Source organism: Paenibacillus sp. 1-18 (assembly GCF_000520755.1).
In the GTDB taxonomy this organism is placed as follows: domain Bacteria; phylum Bacillota; class Bacilli; order Paenibacillales; family Paenibacillaceae; genus Paenibacillus; species Paenibacillus brasilensis.
Genome location: NZ_ASSB01000252.1, coordinates 1 through 17,549, shown reverse-complemented (window position 1 = coordinate 17,549; position 17,549 = coordinate 1). Strand labels below are relative to the sequence as shown.

General features: G+C 40.2%; 18 protein-coding genes and 4 pseudogenes. 16 read left to right on the top strand and 6 right to left on the bottom strand.

Annotation, left to right across the window (positions count from 1 at the left end):
* Positions 1–166: 166 nt before the first annotated feature.
* The 3 genes from L693_RS0116065 to L693_RS0116055 all read left to right on the top strand — a co-directional run bounded on the left by L693_RS0116065 (position 167) and on the right by L693_RS0116055 (position 3,335).
* Positions 167–1,198, top strand: a complete 1,032-nt coding sequence (locus L693_RS0116065) for an agmatine deiminase family protein (protein ID WP_025718237.1) — start codon at positions 167–169, stop codon at positions 1,196–1,198.
* A gap of 29 nt (positions 1,199–1,227) precedes the next feature.
* On the top strand, positions 1,228–2,103 hold the full coding sequence (gene aguB, locus L693_RS0116060) for an N-carbamoylputrescine amidase (RefSeq protein ID WP_025718236.1): 876 nt from the start codon (positions 1,228–1,230) through the stop codon (positions 2,101–2,103).
* 314 nt (positions 2,104–2,417) lie between these two features.
* The gene (locus L693_RS0116055) at positions 2,418–3,335 is read left to right on the top strand and encodes an aminoglycoside phosphotransferase family protein (protein WP_025718235.1); all 918 of its coding nucleotides are present in this window, start codon (positions 2,418–2,420) and stop codon (positions 3,333–3,335) included.
* Between the two features lie 76 nt (positions 3,336–3,411).
* Here L693_RS0116055 and L693_RS0116050 read toward each other — a convergent pair whose 3' ends face one another.
* Positions 3,412–3,843: a hypothetical protein gene (locus tag L693_RS0116050; protein WP_025718234.1), complete on the bottom strand. Its 432-nt coding sequence runs from the start codon at positions 3,841–3,843 to the stop codon at positions 3,412–3,414.
* 144 nt (positions 3,844–3,987) lie between these two features.
* Here L693_RS0116050 and L693_RS0116045 point away from each other — a divergent pair, with 144 nt between their 5' ends.
* Entirely contained in the window at positions 3,988–4,260 is a 273-nt protein-coding gene (locus L693_RS0116045) for an Imm63 family immunity protein (protein ID WP_025718233.1), read from the top strand.
* A 65-nt stretch (positions 4,261–4,325) separates the two neighbouring features.
* On the opposite strand, the gene L693_RS0116040 is transcribed toward L693_RS0116045, so the two are convergent.
* Positions 4,326–4,760: a VOC family protein gene (locus L693_RS0116040; RefSeq protein ID WP_025718232.1), complete on the bottom strand. Its 435-nt coding sequence runs from the start codon at positions 4,758–4,760 to the stop codon at positions 4,326–4,328.
* A 210-nt stretch (positions 4,761–4,970) separates the two neighbouring features.
* Here L693_RS0116040 and L693_RS0116035 point away from each other — a divergent pair, with 210 nt between their 5' ends.
* The 10 genes and pseudogenes from L693_RS0116035 to L693_RS0115990 all read left to right on the top strand — a co-directional run bounded on the left by L693_RS0116035 (position 4,971) and on the right by L693_RS0115990 (position 12,988).
* Positions 4,971–5,168: a DUF3934 family protein gene (locus L693_RS0116035; RefSeq protein WP_025718230.1), complete on the top strand. Its 198-nt coding sequence runs from the start codon at positions 4,971–4,973 to the stop codon at positions 5,166–5,168.
* A gap of 97 nt (positions 5,169–5,265) precedes the next feature.
* Positions 5,266–5,958 carry a pseudouridine synthase gene (locus tag L693_RS0116030; protein ID WP_025718227.1) on the top strand — a complete coding sequence of 231 codons (693 nt, stop codon included), beginning with the start codon at positions 5,266–5,268 and terminating at the stop codon, positions 5,956–5,958.
* A gap of 735 nt (positions 5,959–6,693) precedes the next feature.
* Positions 6,694–7,167: pseudogene (locus L693_RS29365) on the top strand (helix-turn-helix domain-containing protein); the annotation flags it as partial.
* A 7-nt stretch (positions 7,168–7,174) separates the two neighbouring features.
* A pseudogene (locus L693_RS29360) lies at positions 7,175–7,377 on the top strand (3-methyl-2-oxobutanoate hydroxymethyltransferase); the annotation flags it as partial.
* A 115-nt stretch (positions 7,378–7,492) separates the two neighbouring features.
* On the top strand, positions 7,493–8,335 hold the full coding sequence (locus tag L693_RS0116015) for an alpha/beta fold hydrolase (RefSeq protein WP_025718225.1): 843 nt from the start codon (positions 7,493–7,495) through the stop codon (positions 8,333–8,335).
* 242 nt (positions 8,336–8,577) lie between these two features.
* A complete protein-coding gene (locus tag L693_RS0116010; RefSeq protein WP_025718223.1) occupies positions 8,578–8,850 on the top strand; it encodes a DUF6809 family protein in 273 nt (90 codons plus the stop codon).
* A 141-nt stretch (positions 8,851–8,991) separates the two neighbouring features.
* Positions 8,992–10,212: pseudogene (locus L693_RS32130) on the top strand (WXG100 family type VII secretion target).
* Between the two features lie 14 nt (positions 10,213–10,226).
* Complete coding sequence (locus L693_RS0116000) at positions 10,227–10,559, top strand: hypothetical protein (protein ID WP_049825182.1); 333 nt, start codon at positions 10,227–10,229, stop codon at positions 10,557–10,559.
* A 527-nt stretch (positions 10,560–11,086) separates the two neighbouring features.
* A complete protein-coding gene (locus L693_RS0115995) occupies positions 11,087–11,647 on the top strand; it encodes a MarR family winged helix-turn-helix transcriptional regulator (RefSeq protein WP_025718219.1) in 561 nt (186 codons plus the stop codon).
* Positions 11,648–12,988 (top strand): acyl-CoA thioesterase/bile acid-CoA:amino acid N-acyltransferase family protein, encoded by a 1,341-nt coding sequence (locus tag L693_RS0115990; protein ID WP_231503670.1) that lies wholly within the window; start codon positions 11,648–11,650, stop codon positions 12,986–12,988.
* A gap of 196 nt (positions 12,989–13,184) precedes the next feature.
* Here L693_RS0115990 and L693_RS0115985 read toward each other — a convergent pair whose 3' ends face one another.
* Positions 13,185–13,856: a DUF1232 domain-containing protein gene (locus L693_RS0115985; protein WP_025718214.1), complete on the bottom strand. Its 672-nt coding sequence runs from the start codon at positions 13,854–13,856 to the stop codon at positions 13,185–13,187.
* A gap of 135 nt (positions 13,857–13,991) precedes the next feature.
* Here L693_RS0115985 and ytaF point away from each other — a divergent pair.
* A pseudogene (gene ytaF, locus L693_RS0115980) lies at positions 13,992–14,638 on the top strand (sporulation membrane protein YtaF).
* A 131-nt stretch (positions 14,639–14,769) separates the two neighbouring features.
* Here ytaF and L693_RS0115975 read toward each other — a convergent pair.
* The 3 genes from L693_RS0115975 to clpP all read right to left on the bottom strand — a co-directional run bounded on the left by L693_RS0115975 (position 14,770) and on the right by clpP (position 16,409).
* Positions 14,770–15,435 (bottom strand): MBL fold metallo-hydrolase, encoded by a 666-nt coding sequence (locus L693_RS0115975; protein WP_025718213.1) that lies wholly within the window; start codon positions 15,433–15,435, stop codon positions 14,770–14,772.
* Between the two features lie 112 nt (positions 15,436–15,547).
* The gene (locus L693_RS0115970) at positions 15,548–15,754 is read right to left on the bottom strand and encodes a hypothetical protein (protein WP_025718211.1); all 207 of its coding nucleotides are present in this window, start codon (positions 15,752–15,754) and stop codon (positions 15,548–15,550) included.
* 58 nt (positions 15,755–15,812) lie between these two features.
* Positions 15,813–16,409, bottom strand: coding sequence for an ATP-dependent Clp endopeptidase proteolytic subunit ClpP (gene clpP, locus L693_RS0115965; RefSeq protein ID WP_025718208.1), 597 nt, complete (start codon positions 16,407–16,409; stop codon positions 15,813–15,815).
* Positions 16,410–16,606: 197 nt separating this feature from the next.
* On the opposite strand from clpP, the gene L693_RS0115960 reads away from it, so the two are divergent.
* Positions 16,607–17,332: an RNA polymerase sigma factor gene (locus L693_RS0115960; protein WP_025718206.1), complete on the top strand. Its 726-nt coding sequence runs from the start codon at positions 16,607–16,609 to the stop codon at positions 17,330–17,332.
* Positions 17,333–17,549: the final 217 nt, after the last annotated feature.

Sequence of the window (17,549 nt, the reverse complement as noted above, 5' to 3'; positions counted from 1 at the left end):
TTACTCCCATATGAATGTAAAACGTTCAAAACTTTTTGCCTCTGATTGAGAGAAAGATCATATTATTGTATGATAGGAGCGGAGTCTGTCCGTCTTGTTTATTAGACATCGTTGTTCAGCTATAGATAAGGCTCCATATTATGAAAAAGAAAGAGAGCTTCAATCCATGCAAATTAAGGATTCACATTATAAGATGCCGCCTGAATGGGCGCCACATGAACGTACGTATATTTCCTGGCCAGTACAGTCTTCTATGGTTTACCCGGATATGCATGTCGATGTATGCACGGGCTACGCCGGAATAGTACGCGCTATGGCAGAATTTGAACCGGTTACTGTGGTCGTAAATCCGGCTGATCTGCAGAGCGTTCAGGCGCTTGAACTCGGGGAAAGGGTGGAGCTGCTGCCGATTGAGCACAGTGATGCATGGCTGCGCGATAACGGTCCTACCTTTCTCACGAACGAGCATGGTCAGCTGGCAGGTGTGAACTGGAAGTTTAACGCCTGGGGCGGCAAATACGCTCCTTGGGACCTGGATGATCAGGTTGCACCGCAAATTTTGGACAAGCTTGGCATTCCGCGGTTTGATGCACCGCTTGTGATGGAAGGCGGCTCCTTGCACGTAGACGGCGAAGGCACACTTATTACAACAGAAGAGTGCTTGTTAAATCCGAACCGTAATCCGGAGCTAAGCAGAGAAGACATTGAACGGTACGTATGCGAGTATACAGGTGCCGAGAAAATCATCTGGCTGAAACGCGGACTGAGTGGCGACGAAACAGATGGTCATGTGGACAATATTGCTTGCTTCGCTGCTCCAGGCAAGGTTATTATGCAAGTATGCGATGATCCTGAGGATGAAAATTACGAAATTACACAAGAAAATCTGCGCATTCTGGAGCAAGCAACAGATGCCAAGGGTCGCAAGCTGGAAGTAATTCGGATCGGTCAGCCGCCACGAGTGGATTATGAAGATAGCCGATTGACACTGAGCTATATTAACTTCTACTTTGTGAACGGTGGTATTATTTTGCCGGTGTTTGGCGGCACTGCCGTTGAGAGCGATCTTGCAGCCCAGCAGGTGTTGGCAAAGGTTTTTCCAGATCGCAAGATTCGCACCGTAGATGGTATGGCAGTTATCCGTGAAGGTGGAAACGTACACTGCACAACTCAGCAGATGCCTGCTGTAAAACGTTAAGCAATACAACATCAAAGAGGAGGACTAAAGTGAGAAAAGTAAAAGTAGCAGCAACCCAAATGAGCTGCTCTACCAATATCGAAGAAAATATAAGCAAAGCCGAAAAGCTCGTACGTGAAGCGGCGGCGCAAGGCGCGCAAATTATTTTGCTGCAGGAATTGTTCGAGACTCCGTATTTCTGCCAGAAGGAAAAGTCTGATTATTATGTATATGCAACCGAGTTGGAGCACAATAAGGCGATTAACCATTTCAAAAAGATCGCCAAGGAATTACAGGTGGTGCTGCCAATCAGTTTTTATGAGAAGAAAAACTACGCGCGCTACAACAGCCTGGCTGTAATTGATGCGGACGGTGAAGTGTTGGGTAAATACCGCAAAAGCCATATCCCGGACGGTCCGGGGTACGAGGAAAAATTTTATTTTAATCCGGGCGATACCGGTTTTAAAGTCTGGAATACACGTTATGCCAAAATTGGAGTCGGCGTGTGCTGGGATCAATGGTATCCTGAGGCAGCTCGTTGTATGGCGCTGATGGGCGCAGAAATTTTGTTCTATCCGACAGCGATTGGTTCAGAGCCGCAGGACTCTTCCATTGACTCCAAGGATCACTGGCAGACCTGCATGCTGGGTCATGCTGCTTCCAATCTGATTCCCGTCATTGCCTCCAATCGTATTGGAACTGAAACAGATGAGGATTCGAGTATCAACTTCTACGGCTCGTCCTTTATTGCCGGGCCTCAAGGTAACAAGATTGCTGAGGCTGGCCGCACCGATGAGGAAGTGCTCACTGCCGAATTTGATTTGGATGAGCTGGAAGTGGGACGGATTGAATGGGGCATTTTCCGCGATCGTCGCCCAGAGCTATACAAAATGATTGCGACCTATGATGGTGAATTGAAATTGTAGTGGAATAAAAATAGAAGTATAATCTTTGTCTGCATAATAAGGAACATTCCTCACAGGTTTGTTCCTTTTTTATGTCTGACTTCATTGGACCTATAGATTAAAACTATGACTTAGTACATAAAATAGCGTTAGAATTTATGCATTGTAGGATAAAAAATCAAGCCATAAGGAATGATCGTGCTCAGCAAAACCTCGAGACAGCATTGTCTTTTCAACCTTTTTTATTGGGTGCACGCTATCATTGAAAGTATTGATTTTCTTGCGAAATTAAAGGTAAGCTATGGAGGAATAGGGGGAACAGTGGGAGGTGTCATGTGAATCAAATCTTTAGTGACATTCCGGGCTCCAGGACGTGGAGCCATGTGGAAGAGATTCATAAAGGCTGGTCAAACGATAAGAAATATTATGTTCAAACCAATGACGACAGAGAATTGCTGCTGAAAATATCAGACATAACCCAATTTGAAAGAAAACAACATGAGTTTGAAGCCGTAAAAAAGCTGGATCATTTGGAGGGAATTTTAATGTCCCGGCCGCTTGGTTTTGGGATTTGCAACAACGAACAGTCTGTATACTCTTTATTCACCTGGATTGAGGGAGAAAATGCAGAGAAGATTATTCCCACCTTAAACGCTAACGACCAGTACCAATTCGGGTTTCGAGCAGGAGAAATACTAAGAAAAATGCACGAAAACCCGGCGAAGCAAGACCAAGAGCCATGGGCCGAATATTATAACGCCAAAATCAGCAGATACATTAGCAACTATAAGGGAAGCGGCATTCCTTTTAAGGGAGCAGATCAAACCATTCGCTTTATTGAGCAGCATCGCCATCTATTAGAACATCGTCCTCAAACGTTTCAGCACGGTGATTATCATGTAGGCAATATGGTAGTTACGCAATCCGATGAACTGGGGATCATTGATTTTAATAGATTGGATTATGGAGACCCTTGGGAGGAATTCAATCGTATTACCTGGTGTGCGGCATTAAGCCCTTCATTCGCGTCGGGTCGTATCAACGGTTACTTTAACAACGATGTACCTGATTTATTTTTTAAATTAATGGCTTTGTATATTGCAAGCAACCAAATTTCATCCATCCACTGGGCAATTTCGTTTGGACAAAAAGAGGTTGACGATATGGTTCAGCGGGCTGAAGAGGTACTGAATGCATATGATGATTTTCAAACCTATATCCCCAAATGGTATTTGCCGAGTTACCGCGATTAAAAAAAAAGCAAAAGTTCCCTTTTAAAAAATGAAGACCGCCGCTCCAAAGAGTGACGGTCTATTTATACATGTTACATTATTGCTTCTTGATCTTGTACGTAAATTCCCAAACAGCTTGATTACCTGAATAACGTCCACGGTTTTCAGTAACCGTGACCTTTAATTTAATGGTAGAACCTTTGGCAGAGATCGTGGAGACCTTTACATTTTTGCTGGCTTCGCCTTCGTCAGGAACCTTGTCCTGTTCCTCAGCATACGCATACAGCTTGATGCTGCCACCTGATTTGACCTTCACCTTTACGCTGTTATCTTCACTAATGGATTTGCCAGCCACCTGAGCAGCAATTGCCCAATCGTTGCCAACATGATCATTGGATAGCGGGGTTGCCTGCTGAAACGTTACGACATAGGTTGATGTTGCCGATGCTGCGAGCGCATACGTTCCGTTGAATAACAGGGATACCACGACGAATAGAATAGCCGATGCTTTCGTCCACGTTCTATACATTCTCATTCTCCTGTCTCCTTCAGTTTGAGATATCGAAGGGAAAACCCCCTCTAATCTTTTTATCGTATGCTACACAAACAATTGTTAATGGTTGGTAAAAAATGAATTTTACTTCTTATTGCATCACTTATGATGTAATGATATTTGCTAGTTATACATGCAGAGCTGCTTGAACAAACCTCGATTTATGATGACCTAAGTCCCTATGTGCAGGTTGGTAAACAGGGTTATACGCTTCAGATGTGTAAAAGAGGCGTACAAATGCTCAATAAGCTTACGACAGATGTAGAGGATGTGATGTATTGTATCATCGAAGATACCATTCACATCATTGCTCATCTGAACCTGCTTCGCAAATATAAAGTGGATCATACAACTCCCCCTTATTTTCTTTACTTGTTGTCGAAAGCCAGTTAAATGCACGATGAATGAAAAGACGCTAACCCATGCCCATGCAAAATAAGACAGGGTTAACGTCTTTTTTAGTGTTCATCGCGTAGTGCTTCACTGTCATAGCTCAATTGCCATTCAATTCCGAACTTATCTTTCAGGTTACCATAGCATTTGCTCCAGAATGTTTCCTGAAGCTCCATGTTTACGGTCCCACCTTCTTTTAACTTATGAAAGTACGATCGAATTCTCTCTTCGTCCTTATTAACGATGGCGAGGCTGATGTTATTTCCCGCAATAAAAGGCATGCCAGGAAAAACATCTGAAAACATCACATTACTTCCATCAATATGAAGTCGCGTGTGCATGACCAAATTTTTAGCTTCTTCCGGTAGAGGATACTCGGGGTTGGGCGGTGCTTCACCGAACGTCATGATTTGTGGTTTCTCAGTCCCAAAAACCTCTGCATAAAACTCCGCTGCTTCACGACAGTTTCCATTAAAGTTAAGATAAACATCAACAGACATGTGTTTCACTCCTTCAAGGATCATCATTTTTCCATACTATACGACCTTATTTCATTATTTACCTGCAAACAAACAAAAATACAATATGATCCGTTTTGCGAAAGTATTTGCGGCTTAACATGTTCAATTTTTAAAACAAATGGGCATTATGATCAAAGTAATGGTATGATAGCTTAGTTAAATCTGAACGACAAGTAATGGAGTGATCATATGGGTGGAAAAAGCAAGGGCGGCGGGACCGGCAGAGGTACAGGTAGTAAGGGTTGGACACGCTGGAATAAAACAGCGAAGCCAGTAAGGACAAAAAGCGCTTCTACAAGCGCACCGGGAAGCAAAGCGGCAAGTGGCACAAAAGGCGGTACTGCTAGACCAACAAGGAATAAAAGCGGCGGCAACAGTAGCAAATAAGCCGGGAAAGTATAAGTTGTCGTAAACGGCGAACATCTGATTAAGCAAGAACAATCAGGTGTTTTTTTAATTAATTACTATCAGAAGCAGGTGGATCATGAGAATTAACAAGTACATCAGCGAGACAGGATTCTGCTCACGTCGGGAAACGAACAGGCTGATTGCAGCAGGACGAATTACAATTAATGGCAGCGTATGTGAAGCGGGTGCGGAAGTAGAGCCACAGGATATCGTGTTAATTGATGGGGAAGCTATTCCAGTTAACCGTAGTGAACCTGTATATTTGGCGCTAAATAAGCCTATCGGCGTTGTATGTACGGCAGCGGAACAAGTGGAGGGCAATATTATTCGTTATGTCAATTATCCTTCACGTGTTTTTGCCATTGGCAGGCTGGATAAAGCGTCAGAGGGACTCATTCTATTAACCAACGATGGCAGTATTGTCAATCAAATGATGCGTTCCGAGTATGGTCATGAGAAGGAATATGTAGTGACTGTAGACAAACCTGTTACAAACGAGTTTACGCAGGCCATGTCTCGTGGCGTTGAAATATTGAACGTCTTTACCAAACCGTGCAAGGTTGATCGTACAAGTGAATACGAGTTCCGCATTATTTTGACGCAGGGTCTGAACTTGCAAATTCGCAGAATGTGCAAGGCCTTGGGGTATAGAGTGCTAAAACTGGAACGTATTCGAATTATGAATATTACCTTAGATCATCTGGAACGTGGGCAATGGAGACATCTTGAGAGGGAGGAACTGGAGTTACTTTTTGCTAAATTGCAATAATGAGTACAACAAAAGTTTATTTGAGGACAGTATGTTCATACAGCCAACGCACTTTAGTGATACTTTTTACGTAATTTCAACGAGCCGCCTACCTTACCCACCAGCCATAGCACAAAAGGAAACACAATACCGAAAATCATGGCGTAAAAAGGCCATACTGAAAAAACTTGATTAAAAATTGCATGTTTGGCCAAATAAAAAAAGACTGTCTTTCTCAACTTTTTTGGATCAGGGATGTACTGTGCAAAAAAAGATACAGAATTGCCTCAAGGTAGGGAAAGGCAAACAAATTGAACGAAGCGAGAAGGTCAATGACATCTTCAATAGTGGAGGATTCGGGCTAAGTAATTTTTGAACAGCTGCGAACAACAAGAAACTGACGATGCAACTCTTGGATAAGGGATATTCTGATATAGCAAACAGCATGAAAGAAACCAATTGTGTGTCTATTCTCTTTTTTTGAAAGCTTTGTATGATAAGGACAAATTCGTTATCAGAGATAGTACCAGCGAAGCTGAGACCACCCGTAAAGTAGATGTAATTACATAGGGGTACTTTTATTTGTTGAAAACATCGGTTTAACTACGAAAACACTAAAATCCATATCTGGGGCCTAGTTAGGGCCAGCCGAAGTTGCTACGAAGGATTCAATACATGGAATAATATACTATATGCCATTTATCTTCAGATGTAATATTTCATGAGAATACGCTAAAAGGAGTTTTCCTCATGAATTCAACGCCAATTGTGTATGACTATAGAGTTGAACAAAAAATACTAAGTCTTTCTAATGCTGTCTTAAGCGAAATAGATGAGACTTTGCGTAGCGAATTACTTTTATCCTTGGCGGATAGCCTTTTTTAAACCAATCTTTCTACAGACAATTAAGAAAGAGAAGGTTCAAATTCGAACAGCGAAGGATATGATTCATACCAACTTAGAACATGTACTTAACTTGACGAGATATGTAAAGAGCTAAATTTATCGAAATTTCAGTTTATCCGTGTATTCAATGCTCATACCGGAATTTCACCATACCAATATTTTCTTAACTGCAAGATCGAACGTGCAAAGCAGTTAATAGAAAAAAATAGAGATACTTACTCAGCAGTAGCTGAATGTGGTTTTGTTGATTTAACCCATTTAAATAAACACTTTAAAAGTGTATATGGGACAACCGCATTTGAATATATGTCACATTTAAATTGAGGAGGAGGGATTGGATGTGGATGCCCAGGTTCTCGTATATCATGATATTTTAGGCTATGGTGTTGAACGGCTCCCTAAGTTTGTGAAACAATACCATTCGCTGAATCCGTTTATATTGGAGTCCATTCAAGCTTATACTGCTGATGTGAAGAAAAACATACATTTACGATGAAGGAAGAGGAACTGAAGGTACTTTATGGAGTTAAGTGACTGCGAATCCATCACTATTGTGTTCATTTCTAAATTATTTTTCGATTATACTGTAAACACAGACTAATATTCTGCGTTTTTTTGTTTTATATATCATTGAGGGGAGGAATTTTATATGAACGAACAACTCATAAAAAGCGATGGAATAGAAATTTGTACTGACAGTTTCGGAAAGCGAGTTAACCCGGCAATATTACTGATTATGGGGGCTCAATCCTCACTGGTCTGGTGGGAGGAAGAATTCTGCCAGCGTTTAGCTGAGACAGGTCGCTTTGTCATTCGCTATGATAACCGAGATGTTGGACGTTCTACAACCTATGAACCTAGTCAACCGGCCTATACTTTCGAAGACATGGCAGATGATGCTATTCGAGTGTTGGATGCTTGTAAGATTGAGCAAGCGCATATCGTAGGGATGTCCATGGGTGGAATGCTGACTCAAATGATAGCTCTGCGACATCCAGAAAGAGTTCTAACCATTACCCTTTTAGCAACGTCCAATTTTGCTTCAGATCTTCCACCGATGGAGGAAAAGGTTATGGACTATTTCTCGAATATGGGGGCAATAGATTGGACGAACGAACAATCGGTCGTCGATTTTGTGATAGGTAGATCAAGAATTTTAGTAGGTTCAAAACACCCTTTCGATGAGAATAAAGTTTATAAATTAGCAAAAGAAGAATGGAAAAGAAGCAACAATATAGCCAGCATGAACAATCACGCAATGCTGTCAGGTGGAGAATCCTATCTGGCTAGGACAGGGGAAATAAACGTCCCTGCTCTGGTGATTCACGGTACTGAAGATCCGATTATCCCTTATGAACACGGAATAAATCTTGCTAACGAAATTCCAGGTGCAGTTTTACTGACATTGGAAGGTGCCGGGCATGAGCTTCACTATGACGACTGGGATTTAATAATCGATTCTATCTCAAAACACACTTCGATGCCAAATTAGTTTAATCCGCCGAACAATTAGATCAGGTAAATTAGAGTAGAAAATGCAACTATGAAAGTTGTCATCATGAATGTAGAGCTCTATCCTACGGGATAGGGCTTTTTAATGATTAGTAGTGAAATATTCGCTAAAAACTACTAATGACATTATATTAGGATATTCTTTTTTAGGAAACAGAATGCATCTACATATCTGAAAATTACACAAATTCTTTATCAGAACAGAAGGGAGAAGATGAATATATGAGTATCTTGGAGGATTTATATTATGGAAAATGGTACCCAAGCGAACGAACCAAACCTAAAAACCCTGAGCTTGAGCTAGTCCATCAGAAAATATCCGCTTCTATGGAAACTCTAAAAGCAAGATTGTCGGAACAAGATTATAAATTAGTTGAAGAACTATCCGATTTACATGATGTTTTAATTTCTATATTATCCGCCTCAGATTATATTTCTGGGTACAAAGCAGGGGCGTTGACGATAATGGAAATCATTGATGTTAAAATCATTTGAGGAAGCACCGTGGAATGACATATAAGTCTGTGGTCTTAGGTGTAAAACAATGTAATTCAAGTAACAAATTAGTAATAAAGATGGTTTTCCATAAATTTGACTAATGCTATTATGTCTTAATGAACTCAACCGAGGTAAATTATGACAACCATTAAAGTGACACCTGAACAACTTATAACTGTCTCTAAGAAATTTGAGCTTGCGCAGCAAACGGTGATGCAGATGAATAGTCAATTATTGCAGCAAATTTCGTTTATGGAACGATTCTGGGAGGGTATAATAAAAGAGTAATTTTATTACAGATTCCAAACATCTCAGAAGAATATGAATGACTTTGTTACACTTACAGATTCTATTGCAAAAGAATTGCGCCATCATGCGGATAAGTTTAAATTAACTGATTTATTGGAAACAGGTAATATTGACGCTAGTTGTTTACCACCTCCACCTAATTCATGTGCTATTCCTGCTCCAGATACACGAAATGCGTTCCAGAAATCGGCGGATAGCTTAGCAGAGCTTGGTCAGGATTTTGTATCAGCTAATTCAGAACGATATGAGAAAAAATTTGATTCATTCTGGAGCTTCATGGATTATATGACGTACGGTATTCCCAAAGGAATGTATCAAGGATACATGGAACGAGCAGCCAAACAAAACGATTCATGGAATGACATGCTCAATTTCGGTACATTTGGAGTAACGGGCATGATTCAGGGTGCATTCAATCCTACCAATGCGTGGTCAAAGGAACACTGGGCTAATATGATCGGTACAGCAGGATTGATGATAGGTTCTACATCGACCAAAGCGCTAATTAAGCCCAAAAATATTTTGGAGGGATCCGTTAAGTATGAAGGTGCTAAAAGTATTAACAATATCTTGAAAGAAGGTGAACAGCACCCTGCTCCTGGAAGGGGATTTTATAGGGATATTGATGATAAATTTAGAAAAAATCCCGATGATCCTTTAAAAGAAGTTATTGGACCCGGAAGAGAGTCACATCCACAAGAATGGAATAAAATTATTGACGAATTACATTCAGAGGGAGTAGAAGTTATTTATAAAGGCAACACAATGGCTTATTCTCCTAGCAAAAGTGGGCCTGGCCAACTAATAATAGATGAAGACGCTTCTATAGGAGCGTTAATTCATGAGTATACACATTACCTGGACGATTCAAAGCAAGGATTCCCCGGAATGAGTTACCATTTTCAAACGATAAATCGTGTGAAGATGGAATTAAATGCATATATGAGAGAAATAAAAATTGCTGAAGATTTGGGACGTAATGATATTGCAAATATGTTATTTGAAAATTATATTCAAGAAAGAAAATTACTAACAAGTCATTTAAAATAATTCAGGAGGAAAAAATGAATATAGTAAAAAAAATAGAAGAAGGAAAATGTTCAATAAATGAGTTAGAAAATTTGCTAGAAGAAAAGAACCCCATAGTTTTATATCATGCAATGACACATATCGGAAAAGAAGGTATTCGAGCAGAGGAAATATTAAAAAAGTTAAATGGATTATCTTTAAAAAGGGAACCTCAAGATAAGCTTTTAGGCAATTATAAGGTGGGAGACTTAGCAATTGCTACTATGATAAAACTTGGAGAAAATGAAGAAGAAATATCTGGTTTTAAAATTTTAGATGAATTTGAAAAAAAGATGCTATGCCGTCTACTTGAAGAGGTCGATTGGTAAGTCTCCTGTTCATCTGGATAAATGTACTCAGTCAAAACTTATTTCACCTCGAACGATGAGGAGAAATAAGTTTTTTATATCTAAATGGAGAAAAAACAAATGAACAGGATGCTTAATCAGGCTGTAGTGCATTTGTCTCAATTTATTTTGAGAGTTTGTTTAAGGTCAGAATTGCTGGATACGTCTCTCTAGAGGATAACCATAATAAGTAACAGATTATTACGGCATATTGAGTGGAACGCTAGGTGTATCTTTCTGCGATAAATGTTTGATTATGAGCTAATTGCTGGCGAGAGTGGAGGACCTAATGATATTTAACTTGTACTCTCAAATGGTTGCCAAGGCAAAAGATACATGAGCGGAATGACCGTTCATAACGATTAGGGAACCCAGTACTAAAATAGAAATTGTTTATTAAATATTTGAAATTTCTATTCTACATTATAGTCACCATGTTGACTATGATGTAGAATGTTGTTATTATATGCATAGTCAGTATGGTGACAATAAAAAGAAAGGATATATTTATGGAATATTCTAAAGCTATTAGAGAGTTACATCTAATGCAGCAAACTTACACTACTTTTTTTTCCGTTACTAATAAATTGCAAATACAAGGCGATAACTATTTTGAGAAATTAACATCACGACAGTACATGATCATGCTGGCAATAGCTCATTTGCCAGAGGAGGAAACAACACTTGTTAATATTGCAAGAAAGTTAGAAACAAGCAAACAAAGTGCACAAAAGCTTATAGTCAATTTAGAGAATAAAGGATACCTGATTACGACACCGAGCAAACGGGACAAACGTGCCATTAACGTAGAAATCACGGAATTAGGGAAAAGAGTCATGCTGGAATGTGGTGAGAAAGCAATATGCCTAATGGCAGATATTTTTAATGAATTCACAACTGAAGAATTGGAAGTGTTATGGAGTTTATTGAAAAGAATATATGGTACCAACAACGAAGAGTACGTTGGTTTTGAGGAAGATGTAAATTATAAATTTGAAGACTTAGAAGGGTTTCAAGAAGCACAAATTCGAGCTTTAGATAGTTTTATTATACGGAGAAAACATTTTTAAATGATGGGAATTGAAATGGATAACATTTCTCCATCAAAATCCTATACTATCTTTGGGGGTTGCGAGATGAAATTAAAAGTACAATCAAGAGTTGCACTTATTGATGAAAAAATCGATTTTTGTGTCACAGGGTTACCACCAGAGAGCAAATTGAAAATAACTGCATCCATGCATTTTCCATGGGCAGTCAGTGAAAAGTATCAATCATTTGCTTGGTTTACTGCGGATTCAAACGGTAGTGTTGATTTATCAAAACACAAACCTGATTCTGGAACTTATGATTATATAGATACTATGGGGCTTATAGCTTCTTTACAGAAGATTAATAGTGAGGGGGGGAATATCGCTCTTGATATTTCAATAGATGATAGTGTATTTATTGACATAGTATGTGAAAATGGACAAGATCGAGAATGCATAAGACTAGAGCGTATGTTTAAGTTACCGGAAGTGAAAAGTCAACAGATTACTGATGAATTTATGGGAGAGTTGTTTTACACTGAAAACTCAAATAATAAAACGATTGTAGTATTGGGTGGATCCGATGGTGAACGAAATGGTCTTTCGCTTTTGTCAGGACCATTGGCATCTAGAGGTTTTAATGTTTTAACCGTTGGATATTTCAATGAAAAGGGATTGCCTAAAAAACTCGAGGAAATTCCCCTTGAATATTTTGAAAAGGTGTTCTCTTGGCTTAAAAGGAATCCATTAACACGTACTAATGAAATATATGTACATGGTACATCTAAAGGTGGAGAATTGGCGTTACTTTTGGCATCACGATATGATTTCATTGCTAAAGTTGTGGCTTCTGCACCTCATGCATATTGTTTTCAAGCGTTGGATGGTTTGATGAGTGGTAAAAATGTTTCATCATGGTCATATGAAGGGAGATCATTACCATTTATACCAGTTGATAATGACATTTTTTATGAGCATCAGCGTGATTGCTTAGCAAAGAATATACCTTTTGGGTTTACTACTACATATAAAAAAAGTGTGGAAAGGGCAAGAAATAAAGAGGAGGCTCGAATAAAAATAGAGAATGCAAATGCAAATTTATTGCTGATTGCAGGTCAGCAAGATAATATTTGGAATACTCACGATGCATGTGTAGAAATAATGAGTATTTTGAAAAAAAACAATTATAAATACAAATACAATCTTTTAGACTATAAGGATTTAGGTCACCCATTACCAATACCGTTTGTAATACCTTTAAGCGAAACATTGAACTTAAAAATGGGTGGAGGCGTTTTTACTTGTGGTGGTACTTTAAAAGGAAATTCTTTTGGTCAATCAGATTCTTGGCAGAAAACAATAGAATTTTTCATGAATTAGGGCGTGTCTCCAAACTTAGGCAAGCCAAACCATAATGGTGATCCTATTTTAGTTTTCAACCGTATGTGGAACAAAAAGTATGATAAAGAAAAAGAGGCTGTCCCCTATGCGGAGTATTTTCTGCAAAGAGGAGCCTCTTTTTGTTAGCCCATGCATAAGTTCTTGAACGATCAATCATACTCTAACAGGTCATGGGTCAAGGCTGAGGCTTGTTGTTCTTGGTATCCTGGAGGCGATCCAGTACAATTTGTACGGCGATTGCATCGTCCAAATAGCCTAATGGAAAAACATAATCGGGGATGATATCTGTGGCAGAGACAAAGTAAAGCAAGCCGCTGCCGAGAATCGAGCGCTCCTCCGGAGTAATGTTATCGCTACTGTAGAGCTGATACATTCTTTTGAGCTCTTCAATGAATGGGCCTGCGCCGTTAACGCTTTTTACTTTACCGGGAAAGTCATTGTGGATAATCCGCGCTCCTTCTTCGGTTAGGACATAGGGCTCGTATTTGCTCAGTTCCTTCTGAACCTGGTCGGCAGTAAACTGGTGGTCCATGAGGTTGGAGGCTTGAAGGGTTTCTTTAATACTGTTGATGGAGGAGAAAATATCGTTTGATTGGTTATGATAAATTGGTGGAGCGGAGGCGCCATAACCAGCAGCTTGGAAGAGTGGAGCGGAGGGAACATCAAGATGAAGGGCAAAAGCCTCCAAATGTTCTGGCTTGGCTCTTTGCTTCCCGTTAACAATCCGCGATATTGTGGCCGTATCTATGCCGGTAGCGGCGCTTAGCTTACGCATAGATAAAGAGCGTTCTTTCAGCAAGGAGACCAGTGTCTCGCCCAGTGTAACGTTTCTTTTCTCATCGGACATTTGCAGTTCACCTCACTTTGTGTTGATGTTGTATCGAATGTTGAGGGAATCTCAACATTTTTAGAGATGATGAGCACCTTTTTGCAATATGCTCAATAGTATGGCTGTAAACAAACAACAAGGAGTGAGAGACCCATGGTTGCTTGGCTTTTAATTTTTGGCTTTGCCATATCATCCAGTCTGGATAATTTGGGTGTTGGAATATCTTATGGGATTCGGGGTATCCGTATTAACTATTTATCAAATTTAATCATTGCGGTTATCTGTTTCATCCTTAGCATGACAGGGATCATATCCGGCCAGTGGCTAGCGAAGATTCTTCCGGGCGTATTACCCGTCCTGATTGGAGCGTTATTGCTGTTCATTGTTGGTGTCCGCATCATTCTGCTGGCAGTACCGCGTAAAAAACAAGCATCTAGCCAGGACGGTGAAGGAGCTAGGGAGGCTGCCTCAGACGGATCACTCAAAGGAATTCTGCAAAATCCTGAAATGGTAGATAAAGATAAATCAGGGTCTATAGGATACTTTGAGGCAGCGGTGCTGGGGATTGCACTGCCGCTAATGCCATTACGAATGGGATCGGTGCCGGCCTGATGGGACTGTCCCCGCTTGCGATCTCTCTGACTGCGGCAATTGGAAGCTATATCACGGTCTGGCTTGGCGTGATGCTGGGACAAAAAGTGTCGGCGATACGTATCGGCTCTTTCACATTAGGTCAGTTCAGCACAGTCTTAAGCGGAGTTATTATTATTTTGATTGCTTGTAAGTCTTTCTCTGGGTAAGTGTAGAGTTGGAAAGGAGGATTCCATAATAATAACGGACACTTTTTTTGCAATGGTGAAATAACAAAGCGACCATGCTTAGTATGCATGATCGCTTTTATTTGTAGCTTGCCGGAACTTTAATTTTAACTTTATAATCCTTGACTAAGTCTTAATATCTGGTCATTCACATGTACATTACTTAATCCCCCGTGATAACAAACTACCGATGCTATGTCGAGTTCTAAATACTTTCTCAATGAGATACGAGCTTCTCTCATATCCGGTGTGGTCGGTGCATGAATTCCCGCGAGAATCCCATTTTCACTATACATCGAATCCCCAGCAATGAGAATCTTACTTTGCTCTAAATAAAGGCTGATATGACCAGGTGTATGTCCAGGCGTATGAATGATCTGAATCCTTCCGCAAAACAGTAATTCCTGGCCGTCTATTAAGGTAACGTCCACTTTACCCTTCGGAGGATTCTCAAGATGACTATCTTTTAAAAGAGGGAGCTCTCCCTGAATATACGGCTTATCCAGCTCATGTGCATATACTTTAATATTGTTGCCACACTCCTGCAAAATCTCAGGAAGACAACCTATATGATCCACATCCTGATGTGTCAAAATCACAGCTTTTAGTTTGTCGAACGATACGCCTACCTTTTCCATAGCCAAGCGTAAATCTTCCATTTGTCCAGGGAATCCTGTGTCTATTAAAACAGCCATTTCTTGACCCCATAAAAGAATGGGGTGAATCATATTCCCATGAAAATCTAGCTGAAGCATTTCTACTCCCTTTGAGATTTCCATAATATCATGCCTCCATAAATAATTTACACCCATGCGGTTCGTTGATTCCACAAGTCATGAAAGGATCACTTTACTTGTCGGATCGGCGAGTGCCAGTAATGTTAAAATAGAATTATGGGGCAAATCCAACTCTATATGGCTGTCTTTCTTTAGAGTCTATGGATACGGTACGAATGGACGTGATTGGAATGACAAGCATCTGATATTGCGTAAGGTATTTAACGAACTTGTCGTCAATCTGATCCAATACCCCGTCGCATGCACATGTTCCATCGATGAAATGAATAGTAACTTCCTTGCCTTGCAAGCTTGCTAACATGAAATCACCTCGTATTTTTTCTTGTAGTTTCTTAGCTGGATCAGGGAATCATCAAGTCCTATGCATACTCTTCAAAAGAAGTTATCACTTGATCGATGATCCCATACTCCAATGCCTCCTGAGCGGACATGTAAAAATCCCGGTCCATATCTTTTTCGACCTTTTCCAAAGGTTGGCCGGTCCGTTCAGCTGTGATGCGGTTTGCCTTTTCACGAATTAATAAAATTCGTTTTGCGCTGATCGCAATATCGCTGGCCTGCCCTTGTGCGCCGCCATGCGGTTGATGGATCATAATTTCACTGTTCGGCAGTGCCGAACGTTTCCCTTTGGCGCCAGCCAGCAAAAGAATTGCGCCAAACGAAGCGGCAAACCCTGTACATATCGTATGCACCTCGGGTTTGATGTACTGCATCGTATCATAAATGGCAAATCCTGCGGAGGTAGAGCCCCCTGGGCTGTTGATATACATATAAATTTCTTTTTCCGGATCTTCTGCCGCCAGAAATAATAACTGAGCAATAATATTGTTAGCTAATTGATCGTCGATGGCTGCTCCTACAAACACAATACGATCCTTTAACAGTCTGGAATAGATATCGTACGATCTTTCACCTTGAGCAGTTTGCTCAACAACATAAGGAACATAAGCACTCATTTGTGATACCCCCATTTTCTTGGTTCAGTTGATTTCTTCTTGTAAACGAACCGAGATCGTAAAAAGATACGGAGTTTTAATGGGAAAACGATTTGCGTAGATGGTGTAACTTCTCCAACTTCTTGTTCGTTTACAATGAAGGTAGCAAATGGCTTTGCTTTAGCAAAGGGAGAATAAGACCGTGGAGGAGAAGGCCTATGAACATAGATGATTCTATTCATATGACTGACAATACAATGAGCATCCACAACTTTGAGGAATTACAGGCGGTCCTGAAGCGCTACTGTCTGTCACTTACGAAGTCAAATTGGGATGCGGAAGAACTGGCTCAGGACACTTGGGTAAAAGCATTAGGAAAGTTAAATAAATTCGAACACACAAATCCCAAAGCGCTTTTGCTGCGGATTGCTAAAAATACCTGGATTGATGATATGCGAAGAAAAGCAGTCTTCACTCGGATATTGAACAAGGAAGAAGCGAAAGTAACTGCGCCGGAACATGGATCTTTTGAAATCGAAATCGCGTTACAGTCTTTAATAAAACATTTATCTCCGCTTCAGAGGACTGTTTTTGTGCTGCGAGATGTGTTTGGATATTCGATTAATGAAACATCTGACATACTGGGTACAACGGAGGGAGCGGTAAAAGTTGCACTTCATCGGGCACGAAAATCGCTAGGAGCCGTTCAGGAGGAATTTCTAAAAGGAGACTTATCCTTACCGGACAGTGAAAAATCGAAAACTTTTCTAAGGGCGTTGACGGCTGCATATCAGATGGGAGATATTGCAACATTGGTTATGCTCTCTTATCAGGATGTGGTAGAGCCAGACGTGATGATTGGTATCGTCAATAATAAGCTGCTTTGGAGTCACACCTCAGAAAAACGAGTTGAATCCCATACAATAAGTATGATGGCGGCGTAGTTTGTTTTTTGACCCGGAAGGTAACTTACAATAGGCTGTTTTAAGCGAGGATAAAGTAATGATAAAGCAAAAGTTGAAAATAGAGGGTATTCCGGCAATTTTGTGGGGCGGTGAATCGGATAAGATATTTATAGCTATCCCGGGAGGACATTAGTATTTTCGCTTGCAGAATGGGGGCCTATTTTAGTTTGCATGCTTATAATCACTTCCCACTTAG